Genomic DNA, 14,879 nt, shown 5'->3' with positions numbered 1-14,879 from the left:
CTGTGACTCATCGTCGCCTCAGCGGCGCAGACCAGCGTCCGCAGCGAGCACCGTGAATGCGGACCAGGCGTCTGGCGAGACCATCAGTGCCTGCCTCTGCGTGTCCTTCGAGTCCCGTACCAGCACAGCCTCGGCGCGTACCGCGATCTCGACGCAGTTGCCGCCGCCGCCACCGCTGTAGCTGCTCTTGAACCAAGCAAGTTCGGTGGTGCTCATAGCGCTCCTCGCATCTGCTCCAGCAGACTCGTGGTGGCTTGATGGCTCAGAGCCTGCGAGCGCATCTTGCCATAGCGCTGAAGCATCGCGCTTGCGGCTTTTGGGTCGGTGATCAGCATGCTGCTGTCGTGGGCTTCGACGTACCCCACCCACTGGTTCCGGGTGGTCTCGGCAAGAGAAAGCGGGCCCTCGAAGCCTGAGTGATCCTCCTGGATCAGCGGCATCGCCTGGATCTCCACGTTCCGGAGTCGGCCTGTCGTGAGCAGGTGGTCGATGAGCGTACGCGTGACGTCGTTGCCGCCCATGCGCCGTTCCACGAGTGCCTGCTCGATGACGAAGCTGAACGTGGTGTTCGGTCGCTCCACCAGAAGACGCTGTCGCTCCAGCCGGGCGGTGACCTGATACTCGAACTGCTCCTCCGCGAGGGGCGGCAGGCGGCGGTCGAACAGTGCGCGGATGTACGGCTCGGGTTGCAGCAGCCCCGGAATCACGCTGGACTCGTACGCGTACAGCGAGACCGCGTCCTCCTCGATCGCCGCCCACTGCAAGAACCACGACGCCAGCCCCACCTTCCGCGTCAGGCTCCTCGCCGCTGCGGTCAGCACCCGTGCCGCCGTCGCCCCCAGCACCTCCTCCGAGCGGTCCAGCAGGTCTCTGGGCGGGAAGCGTTTGCCCTGCTCGATCTTGGCGATGTACGCCGCCGAGTACTGCACGCGGGGCGCGAACTGCTCCTGCGTCAGGCAGGCTTCGTCCCGCAGTGCCTTGAGCACGGCCCCGAACGTCTTGAGGCTGTCGGACAGCTCCGGCTCGCCGCAGCCTCCCCCGCTGCCGCCCCTGGCACCGCCGTTGTCCGTCACCATGCGCGCCCGTCTCTCCCTGTGCCGGGCCCACTCGCGGGGCCGTAGCCATAGTTACGCAAAGTGACGCTCCCAGTCCAGCGCGTGCACCAGTACAAGTCGATCTGTATGGGTGCCGTGCCTGCCGCCCGCCCCTGGCGTCCCCGCAGGCTGGGGCCATGCCAGCCCCTCACACCCAATCGCCCGCCTCCCTCCGCGTGTTCGCCCAGCGCTTCTCCGCCACCCGGCGCGGAGCACGGCTCGCGCGGCTGCTCGCCGGACTCCAGCTCGTCGAGTGGGGGTGCCCTGCCGGAACCGACGACCACGACGCGGTCGCGATCGTCGTCGCCGAACTCGCCGCCAACGCCGTGCTGCACGGGCGTGTCCCAGGCCGGGACTTCGCCCTGCTTCTCACGTACGACGACGAACGCCGGGTCGTCCGCATCGAGGCGTCCGACACGCACCCGGCCAGTCCGGCCCGCGTCGCACGGGCGGCGGACGATGAGCAAGGCCGCGGGTTGGTCCTGGTCGACGCCCTCGCCACCCGGTGGGGCGTACGCGACCGAGTCGGCCCGGGGAAGACCGTCTGGGCGGAGTACGCACTGGCCGGCGGAGAGGCTGATGCGGGCGTCGGCCCCTCCGCCCCGTAGCCCGGGGGAAGTTCGGAGGCTTGCTCTGAGTACCATCCCCCGCGAGGTATTCCGGTCGACGTGCCCAAGTTGGCCTTCCGCTTCGGGGATGCGGCTTTCGGAATCGACGCTTCGAGCGGTACCCCCGCAGTGGCACAGTCGCATGGGGCATCCGCATGAGCCATCCGCACAGAGAGGGCAGAGGGAATGAGTGTCGTGGAGAGCTGGTCCCGTGTGATGAGTCTGCTTGAGCAGCACGTACCGGCCGAACACGCGGATCTGCCTGGGCCCGCTACGGAACAGATGCTCGCCACCGCCGAGGAACGGATGGGCATCCCCCTCCCTCAGGATCTGCGGGCGTGGCTGCTGCAGAACAATCTGGATCTTCCTGAGGAAGAGGTGGACGAGGATGTGCAGTGTTGCGGCTACGACGGGTTCCCCGACGAGGGCAGCTTCTATCTGGGCATCCGGGCGATGGAGCGCCTCTATACGAACCGCTCCAGGCCCGGTGGATTCGACCCGCCGGACCAGCCGGACAATCCCTTCTGGCGCAATGAGTGGATCCCCTTCCTGTCGGACCAGGACGGCTGGATGGGAAAGTTCATCGACGCGCGGGACGGACGTGTCGGAAGATGGTTCGTGGGTGACATCACGATCACGGGCGAGTACGCATCACTGGCTCACTATTTCGACTCCGTAGCGGAGAAGCTGACGAAGATCGCAGATGGCGACTATCCGGTCTGCAAGATCGTCGACGGGCGATTCCTCTGGTTGTGACACCCTCGCCCGCCCTACCTGGAGAGAACGCTGAAACGCTCGGTCATCCACAGGTATTGAGTATGCGGCTGACCGTCCCGGACACTGTCGGGATGTGGCGGCGCACGCAGGCGATCGGGGACCGGGATGTCGCACGGCAGATGCGAAAGATCTTCAGGGACTTCCCTGCCGGAAGCCGCCGGGATCCAACGGCTGCCGCCGAAGCGTACGCACGGCTCATGTTCACGACCAGCACGTTCGGTCGCCCCGGAGTCCGGGGCGAGAAACAATTCAGGCGCAAGCGATGCGATGTGGGGCTCACAGACGCGAGCAGTGCATTCGGCCGTCTCACGAAGCACGCCACTCTGATCTCCAAGAGCTTCCTGCTTTCCCACGGAACAGAAACGCCCTACCGTCACCTCGGCAAGAGGGAAGACAGCATCGTCCACACCAACCACGACACACTGCAGGCCGAAGGGAGTGACAACTACACCGTCCATTACGGGATTCACTGCCCGAATCCGGCCACGCTCGGAATGTGGATCATCAAAGCCGAACAACTGATCGAGGAAGGGCTCTGCTGGTACCTTCCCCGCTACTCCATCCGCAGAGAATCCACTTCGTCACATAAGTGGCAATCGGACACATCCACCCAGGGCGAACGCAAGCCGATGTCCCAGGTCTCCGCAGCCGACTACCTCGTGCGAGGAGGACAGCTGATCGATCCCTCGGAGTCCCGCCCCTCGGAGAGCCCGCTGGTTCGGCCGGTGCTCCAGATCGATCTGCCCGTCGTCGAAGGCGTTTCTCTGCGGGAGTTCAGCAGGATCACCGTCGATGAATTTGATGCGCACAAAAGATTTCACGGTTTCCTGAGCACCCACTCCCTTGGCCTGAGTGAGGCGCTCAACGCAGAGCGGTCCCAGATCGAACTGGCACGATTACGCCAGGAGATCGAGGACCAAGTGAGCTCTGTGCGGGCCGAGTTCGTCGCTGCCGCGAGGCGAAGGCCACTCGGGATCGTCGGCGTGAAGGTCGCGTCCACCTCCGCTCGGCTTGTCGCCGTGGACGCATCGGTGATGAAGCGAGTCCTCACGACTGCGGGACTGACCACAGCCGAAGCCTTCTGGGCGGCGGTCGACGACATCGTCGAGAACCATCCTCGTGCGACCCCGAACGGGGACTGGCGTTACGTCTGGATCCTCTCCCGGAAGAGCCGGGCCCTCTAGGTACGTGGTTCCCCCGCACACCAGGGCCCGATCCACCGGACCGGCTGGACGCCCTCGGCCCCTCAGTGGCGCCGGACCGGCCTGTACCTTGCCGCCATGTGTATCTCGACGGGCGAGGCCGCGTTCTCCGGCACGATCGCGTACTGCGGGCGCCTGCGCCACCACGTGCACGGGCTCGTCCACGTCCTGGGCTACCAGAACACGGCCGTCAACCTGTCGGACGGCCCGAACGCCATGCTGCTGCACCTCCCCACCAAGCAGCTCACACCCCAGCACTTCCTCTCCGCCAGGCGCGCCGACGACGTCCTCCGCCGCATGGTCGCCGCCGTGGAACGCGACGCATTCGAGGATGACGGCATCGCGTGGATGGGCGCGGAATCGCGGCCGGTCCAGGTCTTCGACCACGACGTCTACACGGTGCTCCTGGCCGACGACCCCACCGCCGTGCCCGCCGCGCTGTGGCAGGTGCCGCCGCACCGGCGCCCTCGACTCGACCCGGATCTCCTGCGCTTCTACGCCGACCGCTTCCCTGACCACACCATCGCCGTGTGCTGCTTCGACAACGCCGACGCGCGGCGCGCCAAGCCCTTGCTGCTGTGGTACCCGCCCCTGGACCCCGACCGGTTGACCGTGCCGGCCCTGGACAGTCATACGGGTGGGGCGCCGGATCTCGACGCCGCCGTGCCCGTGGACCACTGGGTCCTGTTCTCCAGCGATGACGCCCCCTCCGACTGGGGCGTCCCCGTCGAGTACCCCCGGGACATGCGTCACCGGCTGCGCGAGTTCCTCCCCGCCGCCGTCGTCGGCCGGCATTTCGGCGACGGGCGGACGCTGCCCAACGGGGACTTCACCATCAGTCATCGCGATCTGCTCAGCGGCGGCGCGGACCGCATCGAGCGTCTGCGACCGGCCCGCCTCTGAACGGCCGGGCAGCGGTCAGCCCGTCGGCAGGATCTCGACGCCCCGCGTCCCCAGCTGCGCGATCACCGGGTCCTGCGGGTCCGCGTCGGTGATGAGCCCGCTGATCTCCTCCCAGGGCAGTACGCGGAACCGTGAAGCGGTGCCGATCTTCTCGGAGGAGGCGAGGACGTACGTGTCCGCCGCCCGCGCGGCCAGGGCGCGTTTCATCGCCGCCTCCTCGGCGTCGCCCGTGGTCAGTCCCGCCTCGGGGTGTACGCCGGTGACGCCGAGGAGGCAGAGGTCGGCGGAGACGTTCTGGGCCGCTTCGACCGCCGCCGCGCCGCAGGCGACCGCCGAGTGCTTGAAGATGCGGCCGCCGATCAGGAAGACCTCCGCCCGCGGGTGCTCGATCAGGGCCGCGGCGATCGTCGGGCTGTGCGTGATCACGGTGCACTCCAGGTCGCGCGGGAGGGCGTGGGCGACGGCGAGGGCCGTGGTGCCGCCGTCCAGGATCAGTGCGCCGCCCGGCCGTACGAGCCCGGCGGCCACCGCGGCCACCTTGCGCTTGCCGTCCGGGGCCACTGTCTTCCGGGCCCGGTAGTCCACGACGGCCGGCGATACGGGCAGCGCGCCGCCGTAGACACGCTGGCACAGCCCCTCGCTCGCGAGATCGCGCAGGTCGCGCCGCACGCTGTCCTCGGAGATCCCCAGCTCGGCGGCGACGTCCTTGGCCACGATCTTGCCCTCGCGGGAGAGCAGACCGAGCAGGTGGTCACGTCGTTCAGCTGCCAGCATTCCGCACTCTTTCTCGTTCTTGCACGTTTCTGCATGTATCGTAGCGCACCATGAACGACACGCCCATGCTCATCCTCATCGCCGGGCCCTACCGCTCCGGCACCAACGGCGACCCGCAGGCCATGGCCGACAACCTCGCCCGCCTCGAAGCAGCCGCCTGGCCGGTGTTCGCCGCGGGCCACCTCCCCGTGATCGGGGAGTGGATCGCGCTGCCCGTCCTGCACTCGGCAGGCGCGGGCCCCACGGACCCCCTGGCCGACCAGGTGCTCTACCCGACCGCCGAGCGTCTGCTCGCGCGCTGCGATGCCGTGCTCCGTCTGCCCGGCGAGTCGGCCGGGGCCGACCAGGATGTCGCCACGGCCCGGCGCCGCGGCCTGCCCGTCTACGACGACGTCTCACAGATCCCGCTCCGCGCGGCGCCGGGGGAAGAGCTGCGCACCCCGCAGGAGACCGCATGAGCCCCCGCCCCGGCATCGACGCCCCCGACCACCGCGGCCGTACCGGCCTGGACCGTGCCGGACGCGGCCTCGACCGCAACCCCGATGTCGTGATCCGCGATGTCGAGCTCACCTCGCAGGGCTGGCATGTGCTGCGGCGCACCACCTTCGACTACCGCCGGAGCGACGGGCGCGTGGTCACCCAGCAACGCGAGACCTACGACCGGGGCGACGGCGCGGTGATCCTGCCGTACGACACGGAACGGCGCCGCGTCCTGCTCACCCGTCAGTTCCGCTACCCGGCGTACGTCAACGGCCACCCCGACGGCATGCTCGTCGAGGCGGCGGCGGGGCTGCTCGACGCGGACGACCCGGAGACCGCGATCCGGCGCGAGAGCGCGGAGGAGCTCGGCGTATCGCTGGGCCCGGTCACCCATGTGTTCGATACGTTCATGAGCCCCGGCTCCGTCACCGAGTGCCTCCACTTCTTCGCCGCCCCCTACACCCCGGCCGACAGGACAGGGAAGGGCGGCGGGCTCGAAGAGGACGGCGAGGACATCGAGGTCCTCGAACTCCCCTTCGCCGAGGCCCTCGCCATGACCCGCGACGGCCGCATCGCGGACGGCAAGACCGTCATGCTGCTGCAATGGGCGGCGCTGGACGGGCCGTTCGGCTCAGCGGCCGGCTGCCCCGGTCCCGGAAGGCGTACGGCTCGCCTCGATCAGGCCCAGCCGGCCCTTCCGCTCCCCCGACAGCCCCGGGCAGAGCCCTGACAGCGCGGCCTCACAACCACCCGTGTTCGCGGGCGATCCGGGCCGCGACATGGCGGTTCTCCGCGCCGAGTTTCATCGCCGCCGACGAGAGGTGGTTGCGGACCGTTCCGGTGGACAGCGAGGCGCGGGTGGCGATGTCGGCGACGGGTGCGCCGTCCTGGGCGTACGACAGGAGCTCCGCCTCCCGGGGTGTCAGGGGGGATTCGCCCGCGGCGATGGCGTCGGCCGCGAGCTCCTGGTCGATGTAGCGCCCGCCGGTGTGGACGGTGCGGATGATCTCCGCCAGTTGCTGCGCGGAGACCGTCTTGGGCACGAAGCCGCGCACCCCGACGCTCAGCGCGCGCTTCAGGGCTCCGGCGCGGGCGTGGCTGGTGACGATCATCGAGGCGCACCCGGGCACCGTGTCGCGCAGCCGGCCGGCGACGGCCACGCCGTCGAGGCCGGGCATCTGGAGGTCGAGGACGGCGACGTCGGGGTGGTGCGCCCTGGCCATGGCCAGGGCTTCGTCGCCCGTTCCGGCCTGCGCGACGACGGTGATGTCGTCCTCCAGGGTGAGGAGCGAGGCGAACGCGCCCCGGATGAGGTGCTCGTCGTCCGCCAGCAGGACCGTGATCATGCGCCTTCCTCCCAGGGGATGCGTGCGGTGAGGCGGAAGATCCCGCCGGGGTGCCGTTCGGTGGTCAGTGTGCCGTTCAGTCCCGCGAGGCGTTCCCTCAGCCCGCTCAGACCGGTGCCGGTGCCGGGGTCCGTGTCGGACGCGCCGTCGTTCTCCATCACCAGGACGGCCGCGGTGGCGCCCTCGGCGCGCAGGGTCATCGTGGAGTGGGAGGCGCCCTGCGCGTGGCGGAGTACGTTCGTCGTCGCCTCGCGGACCACCCAGCCGAAGGCCGACTGCACCTCGGTGGGCAGGCGGTCGGCCGGTCCGTACTCGATACGGCAGTCGATGCCCGCGGCGTCCAGGACCGAGCGGGCTCCGACGAGTTCGGTGTGCAGGTCGGCCGTGCGGTAGCCGCGGACCACCGAGCGGATCTCCCGCTGCGACTCCCGGGCGATGCGCTGCACCTCCTCCATGTTCTCGACGGCCTCGGGCCTGCCCCGCCTGGCCAGTTGTGCGGCCAGTTCGGCCTTCAGCGCGACGACCGCGAGGTTGCGGCCCAGCACGTCGTGGAGGTCGCGGCCGAAGCGAAGGCGCTCCTCGGCGACGGCGAGGGCCGCCTGCGTCCGGCGTGCGGCGCCCAGCTCCTCGACCAGCCGTACGCTCCAGCCGGAGGCCCGGGACGCGACGCCCATGAACGGCACCATGATCACGGTGGCGCCGATGACGAGGGCCAGGCTCGAACCCGACAGCCCGGCCAGGACCGCCCCGGTCAGGGAGCCGGCGACGACGGCCGCCATGAGGGCCGATCCCGCGCGGAGCGGCAGCGCCAGCACGGGTGGTCCCGCGGAGAACATCAGCAGCCAGAGCAGATACGCCGTCAGGTCCCCGGCGTCGATACGGTCGTACGCCAGCAGCAGGCATCCCAGCGTGGCCATGCCCACGGTGACGGCCATGTAGCCGGCCACGAGTGCGTCGGGGCGTGGGCCGATGCCGAGGTAGTGGCTCAGGGCCGCGCGCCACAGCAGGAACTGGCCCGCGGCGTGCACGGCGCCCGACACGGCCACGGCCGCCAGCACGGGTGCGCCCGCGTTCGCCTGGAGCAGCCAGATGATCCACAGGCACACCTCGGAGAAGGCGAGGAAGCCGACGCTGCCCAGCGCGTACCGGCGGTAGCGGTCGGGGCCGTCCTCGCCGCCCAGCCGCTCCACCCAGTCCTCGATGCTCATCGTCGTCCCCAACATCCCCTGCCTTCTCGTTCCGAGGCCGTGCCGGTCAGTTGCGCGGGCTCCACCGGAACCACTGCCGCACTCCGAGCGCCGCCACACCCGTCCACGCGCAGACGGCGAGCAGCGCGCGGATCTGGTCCATGCCGCCGAGGTCACCGGTCCAGCCGCCCTGGAGGAGGTCCATCACCGGTGAGAACGGCAGCCAGGCGCTGATGGCCTCCACCACGGGGGGAAAAACCTGACGCGGTACGAACATTCCCGATCCGACCATGCTCAGCAGCCAGAACGGCAGGAACGTCAGCTGCGCGCTCTCCGCCGTCCGGGTGACCGCGGCCGTCAGCGCGCCGGCGGCCACCAGCAGGGCACCACCGGTCAGCAGCCCGAGGACCACCAGGTGCGGTGCGGCCGGTGCGGGGGCGTCCAGGACGACCGTCAGGCCGCCGATCAGCAGCACGCTCTGCACCAGTGCCAGCAGCAGGGCCGGGAGGGCCCCGCCCACGAGGATCTCCCAGTCGCGCAGCTCGCCCGAGCGCAGCCGCTTGAGCACCAGGCTCTCACGGCGGGTGACATAGACGCCGACGAGATTGGAGTAGATGGAGAAGATCAGCGCCAGCCCCAGCGAACCGGGCAGCAGGACCGTGGCGATCGACAGTCCGGTGCCGCCCAGGTCCAGGTTCTTGACCATGCTCCGCATGGAGAAGGCCGTCACGGCGGGCACCAGGAGGGCGGTGAACAGCGCGGCCCTGCTGCGCATCAGCAGGGTCAGTTCAGCGCGGCCGAGCGCGACCAGCCGGTTCACGGCGCGGGTCCTCGGGGGCGCGGTGGTGGTCAGGGGCCGGGCGGGAGCGGTGGTCGTCATCGGGTCTCCTCGTTGTCCAGGCCCTTGGCGATCTCCATGAAGGCCTCTTCCAGTGATGCGGACCGGGCGTCCAGGGCGTGCAGCGTGACGCCGGTCCGCTGGGCCCAGACGAGCAGTTCGGTGGCCGTGCGCTGGAGGTCCCTGGTCTCCAGACGGACCGTCCTTCCCTCGGTCTCGTGCCGGGTCACTCCCATCGGCGGGAGCGGCGGCAGCTCGCCGAGGAAACGGTCCTCCGGCAGCTCGAAGGTGATGCGGGAGGGCCGTTCGGCCACCACGTCCGCGACCCGCCCCGTGGTGGCGATCAGCCCCTGGTGCATGATCGCCAGCCGGTCGGCGAGCTGTTCGGCCTCCTCCAGGTAGTGCGTGGTGAGCAGCACGGTCGTGCCCTGGAGCTTCAGTTCGCGGATCAGGTCCCAGGTGTCCCGGCGGGACTGGGCGTCGAGGCCGGTCGTGGGTTCGTCGAGAAAGAGCACCTCCGGCCGCCCGAGCAGGGCCAGCGCCAGATCGAGGCGGCGGCGCTCGCCGCCGGAGAGCTGCTTGACCCTCACATCGCGGCGGCCGGTCAGGCTCGTCAGCGCGAGGGCCTCGTCCGCGGGCCGGGCGCCGGTCGTGCAGCCCGCCCACATGCGTACGGTCTCCAGGACCGTCAGCTCCGTCGGGAAGCCGCCCTCCTGGAGCATCACCCCGATGCGGTGCCGCACGGACGCCCGCTCGCGGAACGGGTCGTGGCCGAGGACCCGGACGCTCCCGCCGGTGGGGGTCGCCTGACCCTCCAGGATCTCCAGCGTGGAGGTCTTGCCCGCGCCGTTGGTCCCCAGCAGGGCGAAGAGCTCTCCGCGGGCGACCGTGAAGTCGATGCCGCGCACGGCGTCGAAGCCCTGGTAGCTGCGTGTGAGTCCGGCCGTTTCGATGACTGCGTCCATGTACTCCACCCTCCCCGCCAGCGGCGGCCGGGGGCAGTGCGGTCTGTCACGAGCTGTACATGACGTCTGTAACGGGTGGGGCGGCCCGGCGGGCGGCGTCCGCGAGGAAATACGGGACGGCTCTTAATTGCGGACCGGTGATTTGGGCGCGTATATTGGATGGTTCTGTGCGCCCATAGAAAAAGGCCCCTCACCGGGGGCCAACAAGCAACACCATATCCGGCAGGGAGCGGTTTTGTCAACTCGCGAAAACGTTGAATTGCAGAAGGAGCAGCAATTCATCGACCGGCTGTACGACCGTGTCGACGCGCTGCGCGGCGAGGCCGCTCAGCATGTCGAGGACGCGTTGACCCCGGTCGGGAACGGCTTGCAGGCCCGTCATGAACGCGATGTGCTCGTCGCCGAGCGTTCCGGTCTGCTGGCCGCACTGAATGCGGTGGACGGTTCGCTCTGTTTCGGCCGTATCGATCCGGCCGACGGTGCCGCGCACCATATCGGCCGTATAGGAATTCGTGAGGACGACCCCGATCACACGCCTCTGCTGATCGACTGGCGGGCGCCGGTCGCGCGGCCGTTCTATCTCGCCACCGGGCATACGCCCATGGGGCTGCGCCGGCGCAGACACATCACCACCGAGGGCCGTACGGTCACCGAGCTGCACGACGAGATCCTCGATCTGGGGGACCGTGAGCGCAGCGGTTTCGAGGACCCGAGCGGTGACGCGGTGCTGCTCGCCGCGCTCGGTTCGGCGCGTACCGGCCGCATGGGCGACATCGTGCGGACCATCCAGGCGGAGCAGGACCGCATCATCCGTGCCCCGCACCGCGGCGTCCTCGTCGTCGAGGGCGGCCCCGGCACGGGAAAGACGGCGGTCGCGCTGCACCGGGCGGCCTTCCTGCTGTACGAGCACCGGGAGCTGCTGGCCAAGCGCGCGGTCCTGGTCGTGGGCCCCAACCCGGCCTTCCTCCGCTACATCGGTGAGGTCCTGCCCGCCCTCGGTGAGACCGGCGTCATGCTGGCCACCCAGGCCGAGCTGTTCCCCGGTGTCCACGCCCGGGGCACCGACACCCCCCGCGCGGCGGCCGTCAAGGGCGGCGCGGGGATGGCCGAGGCGCTGGCCCTCGCCGTACGCGACCGGCAGGGGCTGCCCGAGCCCGGCGCCCCGATGGTCGTCCCGCACGACGACGGCGACCTCGTCCTGGACTGGGAGATCGCCTACGAGGCCCGGCAGGCGGCCCGCGAGACCCGGCTGCCGCACAACCTGGCCCGTCCGTACTTCGCGTTCCAGGTGATCGACGCGCTCACCGCGCAGCTCACCGAGCGCATCGGCGCCGACCCCTACGGCGGCCCGAACTTCCTCGGCGCGGACGACATCGCCCAGCTCGGCAAGGCCGTCGCCGCGAGCGAGGAGGTGCACGCCGCCGTGGCGGAACTGTGGCCGCTGCTCACGCCCGAGGGCTTCCTCGCCGACTATCTGGCCGAGCCGGTGTATCTGTCCGACGAGGACGCCGAGGCCGTCCGGCGCGCCCCCGGCGCGGAGTGGACCCCGGCCGATGTGCCGCTCCTGGACGAGGCGGCCGAGCTGCTCGGGTCCGACGACAGTGCCGCGCTGGCCGCGGCCGAGGCCGAGCGGCAGGAACGGGTGGCCTACGCGCAGGGGGTGCTGGAGCTGTCGCGGGGTTCGGAGTCGTTCGAGTTCGAGGACGAGGAGTCGGAGGTACTGGCGGCCCACGACATCATCGACGCCGAGCGGATGGCCGAGCGGCAGGAGGAGGCCGACCACCGGAGCGCGGCCGAGCGGGCAGCGGCCGACCGGACCTGGGCGTTCGGGCACATCATCGTCGACGAGGCGCAGGAGCTGTCGCCGATGGCGTGGCGGCTGCTGATGCGCCGGTCGCCGACCCGCTCGCTGACCCTGGTCGGCGACCCGGCGCAGACCTCGGAGGAGGCGGGCGTCGGATCGTGGCAGAAGATCCTCGAACCGTACGTCGACGACCGCTTCGAGCATGTGCGGCTGGGGGTCAACTACCGCACGCCCGCCGAGATCATGGAGCTGGCGGCCAGGGTCGTACGGGCCGAGGACCCGTCCTTCGAGCCGCCCGGGTCGGTCCGGTCCACGGGTGAGGAGCCGTGGACGCGGGACTGCGGTAAGGATCTGGCGGGCGCGGTGGCGCGGGCCGTCGCGGAGCTGACCCCCGCGGAGGGGCGCCTCGCGGTGATCGCGCCGCGTGAGCTGCACGAGGAGATCGCGGCCCCGCTCGACGGGATCACCCCGGGCGCCGAACCCGACCTGACCCGTGCCGTGGTGCTGCTCGGCCCGCGCGAGGCCAAGGGCCTGGAGTTCGACCATGTGCTGGTCGTGGAGCCGGGGCGGTTCGGGACGAGCGATCTGTACGTGGCGCTGACCCGCGCGACGCAGCGCCTGGGCATCGTGCACCGGGAGGAGCTGCCGGAGGCGCTGCGCTGAGCGGTGCGCGAGGACACCGGGGAACGCGTCCGCCCCGCACCGGTCGACTCGGTGCGGGGCGGTCGCGGGCCGTGGGTCGTCAGTTGCAGGCGTGGCCCCAGCCCATGTTGGGACGCCAGGTCTTCTCGCCGGCGGAGGCGCCCTTCCAGCTGAACGTCGCCACCACGCCGAAGCTGTTCGTCGGCCACTTGCACGGGTCGATCTTGGCGGTGGCCGCCGAGTCCGTGGTCGCGAACCAGCCGTCGTAGTCCTGCTTGGACTTCACGGTCACCCAGCCGGTGCCGTTGAAGCGCTGGAGCTTCACATTGGTGACCTTGACCGAGTAGTTGTTGCCACCGGTGGCGTCGGTGATCTTCGCCCGCGCCTGGTAGGTGTCGGTGGCCCGGTCCCACCAGACGGTGGCGCAGCGCTTGACCTGGGTGCCGTAACACTCCCACGCGCTGTCCGCGGATGCCGGGGCCGGGGTCAGCACGATCGACGCGCCGAGCGAGGCGGCGACCAACGCCCCGACGGAACCGGCCCGACCCACACGCTTGAGCCTCATGAAACCTCCTGTTGCGCCAGTGATTTCGGGAACCGTATCCAGGGATCATGGCCAAAAGCGGAGGCGTGCTGGGTGGTTGCCCCGCTGTGACAAAGTCAGAGTTCGGTCCCTTTTTGACTGGGTGCGAACATGTCCGGCGCTCGCTGTTCGAGGCCCGGTTCCCGACGCTCGGACCTCGACCCTCGACTCCCGGGGCTCGGCGCTCGGACCTCGACCCTCGACCCCCGGGGCTCGGCGCTCGGATCTCGGGATTCGAGCTCCGGGATCACCCGGTTCACTCTTTCGAGGGCCGGAATCAGGCATTCCGCCCGAAGCCCGAGCTTCGGGATTCGAGGGCCGGGACACGAGATCCGGGATTCGAGCGATTCCTTTGACCGGTAGGGAAAGAAGGGTGGTTGGGAAAACCTCCCCGACCTCCCTGCCCCGTCACGGCCAGCAAGTATGACTAATCGTGACCAACTTGCGGCGGAGCGTGGCGAGTGCCTACGGTGCGAGAAACAAGCGACCCCGACATGGTGTTGGAGCACCGGGCCGGGGTCTCACCGCAAGATCGTGAGGCGATCCCGTGGCTATCCAGCACCCTAGCTCCGCCGTGAGCACCCCCGCACTCTCGCGCCCGTACACGATGGCCAAGCCCGGTTACGGCAAGCGCTCCATGCCGGACCAACTCCCCCGCAGCGCTGCCGACTTCGCGCTGCTTCCCGCCCGCGAGCGGTATGTCGCCGGGTTCATCGACCATCTGCCCGACGGCGCGTCGATGGACGTCAAGAGCCTCGCCAAGCAGCTCCCCCTGTACGGCCAGCAGGCCGTGGGCTCCGCGCTGAAGGCCCTGGCCACCGCAGGCCATCTGCGCCGCGTACGGTGCCTCGTCGGCGAGCTGGGCCAGGTCCGCTGGGTCTCGCGGACGTTCTGGTCGCGCACCGCCCGCGACAACGAGTGGTGGGCGGCCACGGAGTTCACCCCGGCAGCGGCGCCCACGGCCGTGGAGTCCGAGCACGCAGCACCGGCGACGGCCGTACCCGAGCCCGCCGCACCGGCACCCACTGCCCCCTCGCCCGCCGCCCCCTCGCCCGCCGCCCCCTCGCCCGCAGCCCCCTTGCCTCCCGCCCCGACGAGCGACGTACCGGCGCCCGCGGTGTCGGCACCCCCGGCCGAGCCCGTCGCGCCGCCCGCGCCCGCCGCCTCCCCCGTCGTGCCGCAGCAGCGGGCCACCCCCGCGCCCGCCGAGCACTCCCCCGCCTACCTCGCGCTGGCGCGGCTCGGGCGTATCGACTCCCGGCTGACGCTGTCCGCCGCCGACTGCGCGGTCCTGGAGCCCCAGGCCGCCGGGTGGCTCGCGCGCGGTGTGGACACGGACTACCTCACGCAGGCCCTCGTCGCCGGGCTGCCCGCCCGGGTCGAGTCCCCCGTCGGCCTCGTCCGCCGCCGCCTGACCGACAAGATCCCGCCGCACGTGCCCGCCGCCCCGGCACCGCCCGCGCCGGGCGCACCCGTGCACCGGGTGATGCTGGAGTGCACCGGGTGCGGGGCGCCCGGCCGCGCGGAAGCCCTCGTCGACGGCCTCTGCCGCCCGTGCCGGCCGCCCGCCCGGGGCGACGCCGTCGCGCCCGGGCTCCCCGTCGGCCGGCCCAGCGAGCAGGAGGTGCGTACGCTCGCGGCGGGGCTGCGTGACCTGCTCAAGTCCCCCTGATCGG

Annotated in this window: 16 protein-coding genes; 8 read left to right on the top strand and 8 right to left on the bottom strand. The window is 70.6% G+C overall.

The window, feature by feature from the left end:
* Positions 1 to 18: 18 nt before the first annotated feature.
* On the bottom strand, positions 19 to 216 hold the full coding sequence (locus tag ACWCQM_RS04035) for a DUF397 domain-containing protein (RefSeq protein WP_450913779.1): 198 nt from the start codon (positions 214 to 216) through the stop codon (positions 19 to 21).
* Positions 213 to 1,076, bottom strand: a complete 864-nt coding sequence (locus ACWCQM_RS04030) for a helix-turn-helix domain-containing protein (protein WP_450913778.1) — start codon at positions 1,074 to 1,076, stop codon at positions 213 to 215. Before ACWCQM_RS04030 ends, ACWCQM_RS04035 begins: the two co-directional genes overlap by 4 nt.
* Before the next feature lie 155 nt (positions 1,077 to 1,231).
* Between ACWCQM_RS04030 and ACWCQM_RS04025 the strand changes: the two genes are divergently transcribed.
* From ACWCQM_RS04025 to ACWCQM_RS04010, 4 genes are all read left to right on the top strand, one after another.
* Complete coding sequence (locus ACWCQM_RS04025; RefSeq protein ID WP_450913777.1) at positions 1,232 to 1,702, top strand: ATP-binding protein; 471 nt, start codon at positions 1,232 to 1,234, stop codon at positions 1,700 to 1,702.
* Positions 1,703 to 1,888: 186 nt separating this feature from the next.
* A complete protein-coding gene (locus ACWCQM_RS04020; RefSeq protein WP_450913776.1) occupies positions 1,889 to 2,458 on the top strand; it encodes an SMI1/KNR4 family protein in 570 nt (189 codons plus the stop codon).
* Positions 2,459 to 2,676: 218 nt separating this feature from the next.
* Positions 2,677 to 3,663: a hypothetical protein gene (locus tag ACWCQM_RS04015; protein ID WP_450913775.1), complete on the top strand. Its 987-nt coding sequence runs from the start codon at positions 2,677 to 2,679 to the stop codon at positions 3,661 to 3,663.
* 96 nt (positions 3,664 to 3,759) lie between these two features.
* A complete protein-coding gene (locus tag ACWCQM_RS04010; protein ID WP_450913774.1) occupies positions 3,760 to 4,584 on the top strand; it encodes a hypothetical protein in 825 nt (274 codons plus the stop codon).
* A gap of 15 nt (positions 4,585 to 4,599) precedes the next feature.
* Here ACWCQM_RS04010 and ACWCQM_RS04005 read toward each other — a convergent pair whose 3' ends face one another.
* Positions 4,600 to 5,358, bottom strand: coding sequence for a DeoR/GlpR family DNA-binding transcription regulator (locus ACWCQM_RS04005; RefSeq protein ID WP_450913773.1), 759 nt, complete (start codon positions 5,356 to 5,358; stop codon positions 4,600 to 4,602).
* A 50-nt stretch (positions 5,359 to 5,408) separates the two neighbouring features.
* Between ACWCQM_RS04005 and ACWCQM_RS04000 the strand changes: the two genes are divergently transcribed.
* Complete coding sequence (locus ACWCQM_RS04000; RefSeq protein ID WP_450913772.1) at positions 5,409 to 5,816, top strand: DUF4406 domain-containing protein; 408 nt, start codon at positions 5,409 to 5,411, stop codon at positions 5,814 to 5,816.
* Complete coding sequence (locus ACWCQM_RS03995; protein ID WP_450913771.1) at positions 5,813 to 6,568, top strand: NUDIX domain-containing protein; 756 nt, start codon at positions 5,813 to 5,815, stop codon at positions 6,566 to 6,568. The genes ACWCQM_RS04000 and ACWCQM_RS03995 overlap by 4 nt, the downstream gene beginning before the upstream one ends.
* 10 nt (positions 6,569 to 6,578) lie before the next feature.
* Here ACWCQM_RS03995 and ACWCQM_RS03990 read toward each other — a convergent pair whose 3' ends face one another.
* From ACWCQM_RS03990 to ACWCQM_RS03975, 4 genes are read right to left on the bottom strand one after another with little or no spacing between them, the layout of a single operon-like run.
* Positions 6,579 to 7,184, bottom strand: a complete 606-nt coding sequence (locus tag ACWCQM_RS03990; protein ID WP_450913770.1) for a response regulator transcription factor — start codon at positions 7,182 to 7,184, stop codon at positions 6,579 to 6,581.
* The gene (locus ACWCQM_RS03985) at positions 7,181 to 8,407 is read right to left on the bottom strand and encodes a sensor histidine kinase (RefSeq protein ID WP_450913769.1); all 1,227 of its coding nucleotides are present in this window, start codon (positions 8,405 to 8,407) and stop codon (positions 7,181 to 7,183) included. The genes ACWCQM_RS03990 and ACWCQM_RS03985 overlap by 4 nt, the downstream gene beginning before the upstream one ends.
* A gap of 31 nt (positions 8,408 to 8,438) precedes the next feature.
* Positions 8,439 to 9,251 (bottom strand): ABC transporter permease, encoded by an 813-nt coding sequence (locus ACWCQM_RS03980; protein ID WP_450913768.1) that lies wholly within the window; start codon positions 9,249 to 9,251, stop codon positions 8,439 to 8,441.
* Positions 9,248 to 10,174 (bottom strand): ABC transporter ATP-binding protein, encoded by a 927-nt coding sequence (locus ACWCQM_RS03975; protein WP_450913767.1) that lies wholly within the window; start codon positions 10,172 to 10,174, stop codon positions 9,248 to 9,250. Before ACWCQM_RS03975 ends, ACWCQM_RS03980 begins: the two co-directional genes overlap by 4 nt.
* A 259-nt stretch (positions 10,175 to 10,433) precedes the next feature.
* Between ACWCQM_RS03975 and ACWCQM_RS03970 the strand changes: the two genes are divergently transcribed.
* Positions 10,434 to 12,641 carry a HelD family protein gene (locus ACWCQM_RS03970; RefSeq protein WP_450914084.1) on the top strand — a complete coding sequence of 736 codons (2,208 nt, stop codon included), beginning with the start codon at positions 10,434 to 10,436 and terminating at the stop codon, positions 12,639 to 12,641.
* Positions 12,642 to 12,720: 79 nt separating this feature from the next.
* On the opposite strand, the gene ACWCQM_RS03965 is transcribed toward ACWCQM_RS03970, so the two are convergent.
* Positions 12,721 to 13,185 carry a hypothetical protein gene (locus tag ACWCQM_RS03965; protein ID WP_450913766.1) on the bottom strand — a complete coding sequence of 155 codons (465 nt, stop codon included), beginning with the start codon at positions 13,183 to 13,185 and terminating at the stop codon, positions 12,721 to 12,723.
* Positions 13,186 to 13,750: 565 nt separating this feature from the next.
* Between ACWCQM_RS03965 and ACWCQM_RS03960 the strand changes: the two genes are divergently transcribed.
* Positions 13,751 to 14,875, top strand: coding sequence for a MarR family transcriptional regulator (locus ACWCQM_RS03960; protein ID WP_450913765.1), 1,125 nt, complete (start codon positions 13,751 to 13,753; stop codon positions 14,873 to 14,875).
* The last annotated feature ends 4 nt before the right edge of the window (positions 14,876 to 14,879 follow it).

The organism is Streptomyces sp. NPDC002125 (assembly GCF_053593715.1).
This window is presented reverse-complemented; position numbering and strand designations above follow the sequence as displayed.

Bases quoted from the DNA above. Each gene is read 5' to 3' on its own strand.
- ACWCQM_RS03985 (WP_450913769.1), bottom strand. From the start codon at position 8,407: ATGTTGGGGACGACGATGAGCATCGAGGACTGGGTGGAGCGGCTGGGC.
- ACWCQM_RS04035 (WP_450913779.1), bottom strand. From the start codon at position 216: ATGAGCACCACCGAACTTGCTTGGTTCAAGAGCAGCTACAGCGGTGGC.
- ACWCQM_RS03980 (WP_450913768.1), bottom strand. From the start codon at position 9,251: ATGACGACCACCGCTCCCGCCCGGCCCCTGACCACCACCGCGCCCCCG.
- ACWCQM_RS04000 (WP_450913772.1), top strand. From the start codon at position 5,409: ATGAACGACACGCCCATGCTCATCCTCATCGCCGGGCCCTACCGCTCC.
- ACWCQM_RS03995 (WP_450913771.1), top strand. From the start codon at position 5,813: ATGAGCCCCCGCCCCGGCATCGACGCCCCCGACCACCGCGGCCGTACC.
- ACWCQM_RS04015 (WP_450913775.1), top strand. From the start codon at position 2,677: ATGTTCACGACCAGCACGTTCGGTCGCCCCGGAGTCCGGGGCGAGAAA.
- ACWCQM_RS03965 (WP_450913766.1), bottom strand. From the start codon at position 13,185: ATGAGGCTCAAGCGTGTGGGTCGGGCCGGTTCCGTCGGGGCGTTGGTC.
- ACWCQM_RS04030 (WP_450913778.1), bottom strand. From the start codon at position 1,076: ATGGTGACGGACAACGGCGGTGCCAGGGGCGGCAGCGGGGGAGGCTGC.
- ACWCQM_RS03975 (WP_450913767.1), bottom strand. From the start codon at position 10,174: ATGGACGCAGTCATCGAAACGGCCGGACTCACACGCAGCTACCAGGGC.
- ACWCQM_RS04025 (WP_450913777.1), top strand. From the start codon at position 1,232: ATGCCAGCCCCTCACACCCAATCGCCCGCCTCCCTCCGCGTGTTCGCC.
- ACWCQM_RS04010 (WP_450913774.1), top strand. From the start codon at position 3,760: ATGTGTATCTCGACGGGCGAGGCCGCGTTCTCCGGCACGATCGCGTAC.
- ACWCQM_RS04020 (WP_450913776.1), top strand. From the start codon at position 1,889: ATGAGTGTCGTGGAGAGCTGGTCCCGTGTGATGAGTCTGCTTGAGCAG.
- ACWCQM_RS04005 (WP_450913773.1), bottom strand. From the start codon at position 5,358: ATGCTGGCAGCTGAACGACGTGACCACCTGCTCGGTCTGCTCTCCCGC.
- ACWCQM_RS03990 (WP_450913770.1), bottom strand. From the start codon at position 7,184: ATGATCACGGTCCTGCTGGCGGACGACGAGCACCTCATCCGGGGCGCG.